The 12,490-nt window shown below is 58.9% G+C and carries 5 protein-coding genes and 2 pseudogenes; 6 read left to right on the top strand and 1 reads right to left on the bottom strand.

Features of this window, described 5'->3' with window-relative positions; genetic code table 11:
* Window positions 1-3: 3 nt before the first annotated feature.
* The 5 genes and pseudogenes from ASE96_RS19790 to ASE96_RS19085 all read left to right on the top strand — a co-directional run.
* Window positions 4-1,149 (top strand): annotated as a pseudogene (locus tag ASE96_RS19790) (heparinase II/III domain-containing protein); the annotation flags it as partial.
* Window positions 1,150-1,505: 356 nt separating this feature from the next.
* Window positions 1,506-2,816, top strand: coding sequence for a nucleotide sugar dehydrogenase (locus ASE96_RS04450; protein ID WP_056426448.1), 1,311 nt, complete (start codon window positions 1,506-1,508; stop codon window positions 2,814-2,816).
* Window positions 2,817-2,828: 12 nt separating this feature from the next.
* The gene (locus ASE96_RS04445; protein WP_082492564.1) at window positions 2,829-5,594 is read left to right on the top strand and encodes a glycosyltransferase family A protein; all 2,766 of its coding nucleotides are present in this window, start codon (window positions 2,829-2,831) and stop codon (window positions 5,592-5,594) included.
* Entirely contained in the window at window positions 5,591-7,042 is a 1,452-nt protein-coding gene (locus ASE96_RS04440; RefSeq protein ID WP_056426442.1) for a glycosyltransferase, read from the top strand. Before ASE96_RS04445 ends, ASE96_RS04440 begins: the two co-directional genes overlap by 4 nt.
* 63 nt (window positions 7,043-7,105) lie before the next feature.
* On the top strand, window positions 7,106-8,014 hold the full coding sequence (locus ASE96_RS19085; RefSeq protein ID WP_156367490.1) for a hypothetical protein: 909 nt from the start codon (window positions 7,106-7,108) through the stop codon (window positions 8,012-8,014).
* Between the two features lie 1,526 nt (window positions 8,015-9,540).
* On the opposite strand, the gene ASE96_RS04430 is transcribed toward ASE96_RS19085, so the two are convergent.
* Window positions 9,541-10,857 carry a DUF6395 domain-containing protein gene (locus ASE96_RS04430; RefSeq protein ID WP_056426436.1) on the bottom strand — a complete coding sequence of 439 codons (1,317 nt, stop codon included), beginning with the start codon at window positions 10,855-10,857 and terminating at the stop codon, window positions 9,541-9,543.
* Between the two features lie 351 nt (window positions 10,858-11,208).
* On the opposite strand from ASE96_RS04430, the pseudogene ASE96_RS04425 reads away from it, so the two are divergent.
* Window positions 11,209-12,409 (top strand): annotated as a pseudogene (locus ASE96_RS04425) (IS110 family transposase).
* Window positions 12,410-12,490: the final 81 nt, after the last annotated feature.

Below are 12,490 nucleotides of genomic sequence, written 5' to 3'. Positions count from 1 at the left end.
GGCATGCCTGAGGTCGACGATTCCGTGCGGGTCCGGTGGATCGGACCCCTGACCTGCATGCTGTTCGACCACGACAACTGGGTGGATGGCCCGACGAACGTCTCAGGGGTCAACGATTCYGCAGCGTTTCTTGCCGCGGTGGCTTTCCTGAAAGACCGGCCCGCCCAGTCAGCAGCCCTAGCCAAGGCAGCTCTTACAGCAGTCCAGCCGTCGCTCAAGACGATCACAGCTGACGGAGGAACGTACGAGGGACCCGGGTACTGGAACTACCAGAGCACCGCTGTGTCATCCCTGTACTCCACGGTGGCAAACGTCTACCAGAGCCCACCCGTGCCCCTCCCGTCACTCGCCCGCGTGTCCAAATACGCCATCGATGCTGTGACGCCGGCCGGGCAGGGTGTGGCCTTCGCCGACAGCTCCCCGCAACGAATGTCCGCACTCATGCCGGCCTGGGATTCCTTCGCCCGTCAGGACTCCGCCGTAGCCGGCTGGGTCGCCGGAGAATACCAAAAAGCGAGGGATGTCCGGCTTCTCTGGTGGTGGGCCAGCCCCGGAACCGTGCGAAAGCCCGCCTCCGCCGTTTTCCCAGCCACAGGCCTCGCGGTCCTTCAAAGCACCGGAAAGACCGCCGCGCTCAAGGGCGGCGTCAACGGATCCCTGCACAGCCACCTGGATCTGGGAACGTTTAGCTACAGCAGCAAGGGCGTCGACTGGATAGTTGATCCGGGCCCAGGCTCCTACAGCCTCCCCGGATACTTCTCCACCACCCAGCGGTGGACGTACTGGAAAACCAGCACCTCCAGCCACTCAACCATCAGCGACGCCGGCAAAAACCAGCCCACCACCGCGTCCGCCGCCCTTGCCGTCCCCTCCCCCACAGGCGCCGTGGTCGACCTTCGCGCCGCCCTCCCCGGAACCACCAAAGCCCTCCGCAGCGCCACCCTGACAACGTCGGGCGTCAATCTCAAAGACTCCATCCAAGCCCCCAAACCACGAGACCTGAAGTGGCAAATCGTCACCGACGCCACCGTCACGGTAACCGGAACAAAAGCCACACTCACCAAATCAGGCCAAACGCTGTCCATCACATTCACCGGCGCCCCCACCACAGCCCGGCTCACCGCCGTCCCGGCACCCGAAACCAGTTCANCCACACTCACCAAATCAGGCCAAACGCTGTCCATCACATTCACCGGCGCCCCCACCACAGCCCGGCTCACCGCCGTCCCGGCACCCGAAACCAGTTCAMCAGGCGCCAAACTCACCCTCATAACACTGACCCTCCCCCAAGTCACCGCACTCACGCTCACCGCAGCCCTCCACTAACCCCCACGACTCAGGACGACCACAGCCTCCGTCACGCAACCAGTGCCGAGTCTTCGGGTAGACTCGCCTCGGCACGATGAAGGCCTGTGGGGGATCGGCCCGACTTATCTGCGTGCGTAGAGCGTCCATGGATGCAGATGCTTCTGGCGTGACGAGTCCTCCGCCATACCAGTCACCGGATGAATTACTTGTGGGCTGCCCAGACTTTGGATGCGTTGAGAACGGATGAAGAATTGAAGAACCTCGTAGTAGTTGGCCAGGGATACGTGGGACTTCCACTCGCCCAAGGCGCGGTGTCCGCTGGCATGAACGTTGTTGGGCTGGAGTTAAACCCCGCAGTCGTGGAAAGACTCAATGCGGGCATCTCCCATGTTGACGACCTCTCGAATGCCGATCTCCAGACGATGGTGGACGCAGGATATCGCGCGTCGACCGACGCAGCGGTTATCCGCGACGCCGATGTGGTGGTCATCTGCGTGCCAACGCCATTGGGAGAGGCGGGCAGCCCCGACCTAAAAGCGGTGACCTCGGCTACGGAATCGATCGCGGCGAATCTTTCTCCGGGCACACTGGTGGTTCTCGAATCGACAACGTACCCCGGTACCACCGAGGAGCTTTGCCAGCCAATACTCGAACGTCACGGGGCTCAGGTGGACAGAGACTTCTATCTGGCATTCTCGCCGGAGCGAATTGATCCTGGAAACGAGACATACGGATTGCAGAACACCCCAAAGGTGGTGGGCGGAGTCACGCCGGAATCGACTGAAGTTGCAGTGATTTTCTATAGCAAGTTCGTGGACACGGTTGTTCCTGTAAAGGGCGCCAAAGAAGCGGAAACAGCCAAGCTGCTTGAAAATACTTACCGCCACATCAATATTGCGCTGGTCAACGAAATGTCGAAGTTCTGCCATGAGCTGGACATCGACCTTTGGGACGTGATCTCAGCCGCCAAGACCAAACCGTTTGGTTTTCAAGCTTTTTACCCGGGGCCAGGGGTCGGTGGACACTGCATTCCAATCGATCCCAACTACCTCAGTTACCAGGTCCGCCGCTCATTGGGATACCCGTTCAGATTTGTTGAACTGGCCGAAGAAATCAACAACTCTATGCCGCGCTATGTCGCTGACCGGGTCCAATCCCTCTTGAATGATGTGTCTAAGCCGCTGCGCGGGGCCAAAGTTCTTCTGCTGGGGGTTACCTACAAGGCCAACATTGCCGACGAGAGAGAGTCGCCCGCTGTAGATGTGGCCGAAGTCCTGCTGAGCCGAGGAGCCATGATTAGCTTCCATGACCCCAAGGTCGATACGTGGACTGTCGCAGGTGCCACGCACACCGTCGTCACGGACGTGGACGACGCTGTCGCGGGCGCCGACGTTGTCGTTCTCCTCCAGAATCATTCGGCCTACGACGTCGACTCATTGAGCGACAAATCGACTATTTTCTTCGACACTCGCGGAGCAACTTCCACTTCGTCCGCGAACCGGCTCTAAGGCGGGGGCGGGGTGTTTCACGGCTTCGGTACTTGGCAACTGCGCGTTTCTGGCATTGGATACGCCGGCGCTGTCGGTGCAATTTTCGGCGCTGCTATCGGAAACGTACTGATCCTCACAACCGGCATTTCCCTTGGCCTGATGGCGGTGATTCTTCTCGTTTTGTCTGCTGCGCGTGGGCAGAACAGGAGAACTCAACAGATTAAATCGTCACTGGCTCGATTGGAAGTGCAAGCCAAGCGTCCGGGGGCGTTACACCCCAAAGAGTCCGCAGTGGGCAAAGGAAGTGACGCGACATCTCAGGCGCCTACCATGCCGAACGGCGCGGAGTTTGAGTATGCGAGCCGCATGAAGACAATGCAGTCCCACTTTGAGACCTTCGCTCTGCGCTCGCGCAGCCGCGTTATTCGGGATTCCTTTGCCCGGGCCGCCACAGCCGGGACCATGAGCTACGCCGACTTGGCAAGGGCCTTGGCCGTAATCGAACTTGGATCCGCGTCTGAAGAATCAATCCAGCAGGTCAAGACTTGGCGGCCAGAATCTTTGCTCGCACTGGCCAGGTTGGCGGCCAACCAGAGGTCCGCTGAAAGGGACCTCGAGGATGCTGTTCGACTTTTCGCGTGCGTAGAGAAGATCTTCGGCACCAAAGCCCTTGGACGCAACGACCGCCTACTTTATGTGGAGGCATTGGGTGACCTTGGATCGACGAAGGCTCTTCGCCTTGCAATCAAGCGCTTCCGTCTGGGAACAAAGTTCCCGGTCCAAAGTGCTTTCCTATGGCTGAATGCCCTGCGTGCGGCGGATCAGGATGAAATAGCCTGGCTGGAAGCGCTGAATCGGGTATTCCAAGATGGCGGTTTGACCGGCATCGGCCTGCGTCCGGGTTCGATGGATCGAATTGACCGGCTAACAGCAACGGCATCGGTTCCGGTCTCGGACGGGCCCTTGGTCAGCATAATCATGCCGACGCACAACGGTTCGGGGCTCATTGAGACAGCAATTACCTCCCTCGTCAATCAAACATGGCAGAACCTCGAGATCATTGTCGTAGACGACTGTTCCGACGGATACCATCGGTCGCGCCTAGAGCAGGTTCGTCAACTGGATTCCAGGATCGTATTGCTCCACCAGGAAACCAATCTGGGGGCCTACTGCGCCCGGAATCTCGGTCTCGAAGTTGCCAAGGGGCAGTTTGTAACGGTTCATGATGATGACGACTGGTCACATCACCAAAAAATTGAACTTCAGGTGCGTCACCTGATGGACAACCCGGAGTTGCCGGGAAACATGAGCCAGCACGCCCGTTGCACCCCAGAGCTCAACTTCCTGCGCATTAACAACAATCCCCAATTTTGCCAACCGAATTTCTCTTCGCTGATGGTAAAAACGTCTGTTCTGAGAGACTTGGGTGGTTGGGACACGGTTAATCGGGGCGCTGACGCCGAGTTCCGTGATCGCTTGGCAGCTGTCTATGGGACAACAATTCCCGTCGTCGGTGAGGTGCCGATGTCGTTCACCAGAACGCGGGAAGGTTCGCTTACGTCTGGAGAAATGTGGCGCGGATATGTGGATTCCTCCAGACTCCTGTATCTCGCGGCTTACCAGCGATGGCACAAAGAGGCCGATGGCCGCAGCTCTTACACCCTTAATTCCCAGACGGAACGTGCATTCTCGGTCCCGCGGTCGATGCTACCTGGCATGAGAGGCCAGTTCTTGGGACGCTTTGACGTCGTTTTTGCGACGGATTTCAGGTTCCCCGGGGGAACTTCCTCGCTTACCTTGGCCGAAATCACTGCTGCCGCCGGTGCCGGCTTGCGTGTCGGCGTCATGCAGCTCGATTCGCCCTTGAACAAGGCGACGGACCCATTGTCTGATCGTCTTTTCGAAGCCCTTGAGCTCCCTCAGGTAGAAGTTATCGGCCTAAAGGATCTTGCGGACGTGAGTCTCTTGGTGGTCCGGCACCCGTCCGTTGCCACCTTCCTTGATGCGATCGAAAGCAATCTTTCTGTCAATCGCTGCGTCTTGATTGTCAATAACCCTCCGGTTTTGCAGGGTGGTAAGGGCATGGTGTTCGATCTTCCTACCTGCGTCGCCAACCTGGACCGGCTCTTCCGCCTGCGAACACTCGTCGTAGCAGAGTCACATCTAACCCGGGACCTGTGCCGAGGACTTGTTGCTACATCCAGGCTGGCCATTGACACGTGGCCTGGACTCGTGGAGATGCGTTTGAAATCCCCGACTTGTCCAGCTCCAGGATCGGCCGTGGTGGGCCGGCACTCACGCGACCATGACCTCAAATGGCCCACACGAGAGCAAGACTTCAATGCCGCCTACAAGTCAGTGGATGGCAGTTTTAGGACTGCCATCCTCGGTGGGACACAGTCATTGACTTCGAAATTTGGACCTAACACCGACGCGGGAATCACTGTTTATCCCTTCGGTTCCATGGACGTCAGCGATTTCCTCGATTCGGTACATTTCTGGGTATATTTTCACGATGACAGGCTCACCGAGTCGTTCGGAATGGCAACAGCAGAGGCGATGGCTGCCGGAAAGGTTGTCATACTGCCTCCCTATATGGAGAAGACTTTCGGGGCCGGGGCCGTCTATGGGCAGCCTAAAGACGTCGCTGCGATAGTCGAAAGGTTTACGGCCCAGCCGGAATTATTCGCGCAACAGTCAAAGCTCGCCCAAGAAACCGCACTACAGGAGTTCTCCAGCTCAGCGCTTTTTGCGAGGATCGACCGCTTTTCTGGAAAGTCAGTAGCGGCTGTATGAGCAAGAGAGACCAAGGCCTAGCGTCAGTGGTGCTGGGAGGCCTTGTCGTGTCCGGCGCACTCTGTGTCGCCGCCATGCTCTCGGCTGATCTGCTATATGCAACCCGGCTTATCGGAGCGGCTGGCTTCGTTCTAGGCGCAACGGTCGTCCTTCTCCTGATAGTAGTCGCGCATCGTCAACAGCGGCTGACGGAGACACTCCGTCTGCAGCTCTCTGCTTTCAGCAAGGCAGAATCCCGGCACGATTACGGCCGCAAGGTCCAACTTGATCAGCTTCAGCAAATGCTAGGCAGGCTCCGTTTCTTGACAGAGGGAATCAGCGGCAATCAACGGCCTATTGACACCCGGTTGACGCTTCCCTTCGACAAGGAATCGCTACTGCCGCGAGTACTCTTCGTCACGAGTAACGGTGCCGGGATGGGCCACCTCACTAGATGCCTCGCTGTTGCGCGCAGTGGGCGGAAGTACTTTCAAGCCCAATTCGTTTCCTTGTCATCATCCGCTGAAATAGTCAGGCTCTTCGGTTTCGAGGTCTTAAAATTCCGAAGCCAGGCAGCGACGGGGCAGGCCGCCGCGGCCTGGAACGACAGTTTCGCGGTCTTCTTCGACGACATCTGCAGGATCAACCGCCCCACGGCTATCGTTTTCGACGGAACCTGGATTTATCGCGGAGTACACGAATCCGCGAAGCGACACGGGGCTTCGCTGATTTGGCTCCGACGCGGACTTTGGATGGAAGGAGCGGATGTCACCCAATTGGAGACGGCACACATGCTGGCTGACCATGTTCTCGTTCCTAGGGACGTAGGAGACAGCGCCGACGAGGGTCCTACATCTAGGCTTCGGGACACCCTTGTGCCAGCGCCTACACTCATTGAGCCCTCCGAGAGCTTCGCCCGGGATGCTGCCCTGACTGAACTCGGGCTCGATACAGCGAGAGCATACGTCCTCGTGCAGCTCGGTGCTGGCGCCATCAACGACGTGTCAGATGCGAGGGAGCGTGCAATTTCCCGGATTCTTTCGCTGTCGCCCACGACTGATGTCGTCGTAGGACTCTCGCCCTTGAGCAAGCACTACGTGGACGATCGGCCTAGGGTCCACGTCGTTAGGCAGTACCCTATCGCTAAATATTTGTCGGCGTTTGACTTCATGGTGATTGCGGCTGGCTATAACTCGATTCACGAGTCGGTCCGTTTCAAAGCTCCCGCCGTGGTCGTTCCGAATCTGCAAACGTCCACCGACAACCAGGCACTACGGGCGTCTGAATACGAACGACTGGGCTACGGCATCTCGGCCAATACTCTCGAGGAACTTGACAAGGCTATAGCAACATTTGGCGACGCAGAAGTCCGTCTTCGTTTCAGAGATGCCCTGCTGTCAGCCGCTCTGCCCCTCGATTCCGGCGAGGGCGCGGCAACGAAAATAAATGAATGGATAACCTGCAACTAGTCGATTGATCGTGCCCGCATTCTGGTGGCAGTCACAATGGACGCAAGGATACCTAAGGAAGTAATGGCCACGGACAACCTTGGAGCGAGTGGCTCCATACCCGCGCAACTGGACCCGCACTATCAGGTTCCATTGCGGCAGCATTCGAGTCTGGAGGCTCTTGAGTTGCAGCCAAACACAAGCAACGTCAATGAAGTCGACTTCGCCGATGGCGCGAAACTGCACTTCTTTGCACAGCTCGACCCGTCGGATACGCTCTACGTAGCATTTCATGGTGCCATGCGTATCGACCGCGATACTTATCCGAGGTTCGAACGAGTCAACTCCCTCCATAAGCGTTCATCAACATTCATATCTTTTGCCGATCCCACCTGGTATCTCAACCCCAGTATGAACTTGTCATGGTTCCTGGGAGGCCCCAGCTGGGATGCACTGGATCCGATTGAATATGTCGTAAGGCGGGCCCTAGACGTCACAGGGGCCACTTCTGTCGTGTTCGTAGGCGGTTCTGGGGGCGGTTTCGCAGCCCTGCGTATCGGGGTTCGGTTCCCAGGATCTTTGGCCTACGTGCAGTCCCCACAGACCGTTGTTACTCGCTATCTGCCGTCGACGGTGGATCTATATTTCCAGTCTGTATGGGGCGCACCCAAGAGCGACGTAGTTAAACGCGCCCCGCACAAGTTCGACCTCACCGGGCTGTACCGGGCTCACCCGGGCGTCAACTTTGTCTATTATCTTCAGAACTTGAACGATCCTGCGCATGTCCGAGATCACTATCGGCCATTCAAGCGCGTGCACGGCATCTCCGAGGCTCAGGGAACGAGCGGTGACGCCATGAAGCGATTCTATCTCTCAGACTCCGAACTGCTTAGACACGGCCCCCCGACGCCCTCGGAATTTGAGTTGAATTTCAACAGAGCGATTAGATTCCACCAAGCAGCAATTGGTGGCGCGGAGCGTGCCGGCTCCTAGCAAGCTTGCCGTTGGAAAGCAAAATTTGCTGAGCCCACGGCGAAGCTGTTCTGATTCTCAGCGGCTCGCGGTCCGAAGTGATTACGATACGCGGAGTTTCCTCCCGGTCAGGTCATCGAGATCGACTGCCTGACTGAGCCGGCAGCTGCACGGGTCAAAGAAGGGCCTCCGGCATACAACCGCCGCCGCCCATCTGCCCTGACCGGTTCTGGGCTCTCCGTGGTTGGTGTGGTGAATTCGGGTTCGTGTTTTTAGACGTGAAGAGCCCAAAGCCTGTCGTGTTGGATGTTCTTGTCCCATTCATCGATGACAGGACTACGAGCCTTGACCGAGCTTACTTGCCGGTGCCCTGACGCTGCCACCGCCATCTTCAACCCTGCCTGATTGCTGTGCTCTTTCAACCGAGATTCTGGGCTTCGGCCAACGCAGGATCTTGGTCGAGAGCACCGTCGGGGCCGGATGTCCGGACTGCGGTGTCATCGGTGCCCGGCGGCTCTCACGGCGCCGGCAGGGGATCCGCGACATTCCCGTCGCCGGACCAGAGGAAGTCATCTGGTTCATGCACCGGTACTTTTGCGACGAATCCGAATGCCCCAGCGGGACGTTCATCGAGGCCACAGTCGAGGTCCCGAGGCGTGCCCGCTCCACCCAGGGGGCTGCGGAGTATGCTTGTCTCTGCTGTCATCGATTCCGGTCCCGGGGCAATCTCGGCTTCGTACAAGGTCGTCTCAGCGGACAACGGATCTGCGCTTTCAATAGCCCTAACAGGCAGAAAGAGCGGGTGCGTGACCAAGTCTGTGACCAGTTATCCTACGGCGCGGGCTACCAGGTAGGACGCCCAATTCGCCTCCCCGGACACTTGCCCAGTCTAGGTTCACTTGGACTTCCCCTAGCTCCACACGCTGGCGGGGTAATTCAATTTCGGGGCCCCGGGCAGCCTCCCGTGCTGCCGGATTCGTCCTGGGCGAGCAAGAACCTCGGGAGTCTATCGCCCCAGCGGATTCCGCGCGGTGTTCGGGGCAGCACCGGTATTATTCGATGTCCCATTCGGAGTTGGTGACGCGGCGGACGTGGCCGGCGGGTATCCATGCCCAGTGGGAGTCGTGGCCGTCGTCTTGCCAGGACACAAGAACGTGGGACGGGTTCAGCGTTCAGCGACGGCGCACATGTCGATAGTGCCAGTCGAGAGTGGCAGCGTTGCCATAATCTTGGGGTAGTTGCCGTAGTGCCATGAGTGCGTGGCGCTCGGGTTGTGCCCAGGGTCCGGGCGCAAGTAATCGTAGGACTGCCCGTCGAGGGTGAACGATGCCACCGCGCCATCGTAGCGCCTAGAAAAATTGCTGGTTGCGCTCATACTTTGGCTTCGGGACGTGGCGCTCTTCGGCGACGGCGCCACACGGCACGGCCCATCGATGTGCCGTTACCCAAGGTTGGCTGCATGTCCCCCAAAGAGAGTGGAGCCAGCCTTCGGGGGCGCGATCTACTAGGTAGCCATCGCTAGCTGGACTGGGCCCTGCATTCCCCACTCAACGTAGCTGAGACCTCTGGGCCAAGTTCTCCTTGACGACGGCACGGAACTGCTCAACATCGTCTTCCTTGGAATCCATGACGGGTGTGATGTCGAAGGCGCGGAAGGCTTCTTCCTGCTCGGCTGTCATCTTCGGAATGTACTTAGCCATGGCCTCCGAAGTGACCAGCCGATACCGCTCCGGCACCATGGGATCGATTGACGGCCCATACCAGCTGTGAAGGAAAGAGACATCCCCAGTGACTGCCGAAACTCGGTCCTGAAGTGCAAGCAGCAGCGGGTCGTTCCCTTGGTATTCGGACATAGAAGCAGCAAGAACAACTTCCATGCTTATGGGGAAGCCTGACAACCAGTTGCGGATGGGCTTCGCCGCCATCATTCGGCTCACCTCTGACTCGGCCGGCCAGTCGCCAGACATGGACGCCTCGATAAGGGATTTCCGGAAGCACTTGATGCAGGACATGCACGGAGCGCCGACCAGGCCGCGGATGCAGGGCTGCGCTAGGTACCCGAACTTGTACTGGCGTGCGATCGCTGAGGTGCACATCTCACTGAGCCCGGCCACGCCGTTGTAGAAGCTCATATCGACACTGTGGAGCATCGCTTGCCACTTGGTGAAGTCTGCCCCCTGCGCATAGTCGTCGAACCTTCGCCCTCCGGTCGCATAATAGGCGGTCTCGGCTATCGTCCCGAAGCCGATGGCGTCGATTTTGAGATAGCCAGCGAGAAGAATGAGCGGTAGTCCCGGGGCCAGGTCGCATGTGAATCCCACGGGTCCCCTGACCCATTCGTGGTCAGATTCAATGAGTAGCGTTTCATTCCCCGCTGCGTTCATTTCCTCGACAGCATGCAGGGCGGCGTCAGCCTTGTAAAGAGACCCAACTCCTGGAGGGGGTGCGCTCCGGTAAGAGAACATGGGCAGGGTATTATCCGGCATGATGGCGAGGGCGGCCATTGAATCTACGCCAGCGGAAAACGCTAATCCCGGGCGAGCGTCACTGCCAGAAGCGCGCTTAGGGATCCGTGGCGACGTCAGTGGAATGTGGATGTTCAGGGCCTTTGCGGCAGCCTCAGAAAAGCCGCTACTCACAGGGAACCCGAAATCTAGGCGGCTACCAATCCATGGGAAAAATATTACAAGCCCGGCAAGCGCGATTAGGTCAGGGTGAGTTTCGTCTAATTTGAAGTCTTCGGGGAGCTTGAATGTAGCGGTTGGTCTGACCATTGTTGCGGTTCCGTCGAACTCAAGGTCATCTACGGCCAGGCTTGAAGTGAACGTGAGTTCACTGCCAACTTGGCTAACATCGATCTGCATTGGTTAATTCTAACTTGGGTGTCGCGTCGGAGTTTACGGCTGCGGGCCTTCACACGTCCAGCAAGAACGCGGCGGATATCGCCAGCCCAAGCTACGATCGAATCAGCGGCGCAACGCCCCGTTACATTTATTGGGTTCCCGAAGGTCGGGGATTTGGTCGCTGGGCCCGGTAGGACTTTCTTAACCTGTCTTTGATGATCCGGGGGGGTGTTGTCGCCGGGTTCGGAGGCAAGGGTTGACTGCTGATAGGGACACGGCCGGCTCCTTCCACTGGTGCCAGGTCTCTAGGTAACGTGGGTGCCAGCAGCGGGTGTCGTGACTGCGGCCATTAGTGGTGCAAAGGGGCGCCGGATGGACGAAGGATACGACGTCTACTGCGGCCTCGATGTCGGCAAATCCGAGCATCACGCCGCCGCGTTGAACGCCGCGGGAGAACGGGTCTTCGATAAGCCCGCTCCCGCAGGATGAGACGCGGTTGCGCGAGCTCTTCATCGGTCTGCAGCAGCACGGCCGGGTTCTGGTGATCGTGGGTCAGCCCAACACCATCGGGGCGCTGCCGATAGCCGTGGCGCCGGACTACGGCTGCACCGTGGCCTACTCTCCGCGCCTGGCGATGCGCAAAGCCGCGGATCTATATCCGGAGAAGTCCAGGACGGACGCCCGGGATGCGTTCATCATCGCCGAGACGGCCTGGTCGATGCCGCACACCCTGCGTGCCGTTGACCGGGAGAGCGAGGTGCTCGCGGCACTGAAAGTCCTTTCCGGATTCGACACAGATCTGACTCATGAATGCACCAGGGCAACCAACCGCTTGCGTTCCTTGCTGCTGCAGATTCTCCCCGCCCTGGAGCGGGTCTTCCCCGGAACGGTACTAACCCGTTCCCTGATGCTGGAGTTGTTCATCAAATATGCCGGACCCACGGGCCTCCGAGCCGCAGGCCGGGGCAACGTGCTGCGTTGGGCCAGGAACCACAGCCGCAAGGACCCGGTGAATCTTATCGATACGGTCTTTTCGGCTCTGGGTGAGCAGACTGTCACCGTGATCGGCACCGAGGCCGTCGAACTTGTCATCCCCCGCGTCGCGGCGCTAATCAGGGAGCTGAAGCACCAACGGGCCATCGTGGCCCAGGAAGTCGAAAAGCTTCTCGATGACTTCCCTCTTTCCACGGTCTTGATGTCCATGCCGGGAGTCGGCATCAAGACCGTAGCGACGATACTCCTGACCATCGGCGACGCCGGCGCCTTCACATCTGCCGGGCACCTGGCCGCCTACGCCGGGATCGCCCCGGTGACGCGGCGATCCGGCACCTCGATCCGCGGCGAATTCCCCGCACGCTCCGGGAACAAACAGCTCAAGAACGCACTCTTCAGATCCGCTTGGATCGCCAACTGCCACCACCCGGCCTCGATGGCCTACTACCAAAAGAAACGAGCCCACGGAAAGAAGCACAACGCCGCCGTGATTTGCCTGGCCCGGCGCCGCTGCGACGTCATCTACTCCATGCTCAGACACGGCACCTTCTACGAGGAAAAACCCGCCCAAGCCGCTTGACCAAAAGCATAGGACACCCCCGTCTCATGGAAGTACTCACCCAGGCCGCAGGATACTCAGGCGATAGTACACCGGCAGAAA

The sequence above is a fragment of the Arthrobacter sp. Leaf69 genome (assembly GCF_001422645.1).
In the GTDB taxonomy this organism is placed as follows: Bacteria; Actinomycetota; Actinomycetes; order Actinomycetales; family Micrococcaceae; genus Arthrobacter.
This window is presented reverse-complemented; position numbering and strand designations above follow the sequence as displayed.

Coding starts and splice junctions, on each gene's coding strand:
- ASE96_RS19085 (WP_156367490.1), top strand. CDS start 7,106: ATGGCCACGGACAACCTTGGAGCGAGTGGCTCCATACCCGCGCAACTG.
- ASE96_RS04450 (WP_056426448.1), top strand. CDS start 1,506: ATGAATTACTTGTGGGCTGCCCAGACTTTGGATGCGTTGAGAACGGAT.
- ASE96_RS04430 (WP_056426436.1), bottom strand. CDS start 10,857: ATGCAGATCGATGTTAGCCAAGTTGGCAGTGAACTCACGTTCACTTCA.
- ASE96_RS04440 (WP_056426442.1), top strand. CDS start 5,591: ATGAGCAAGAGAGACCAAGGCCTAGCGTCAGTGGTGCTGGGAGGCCTT.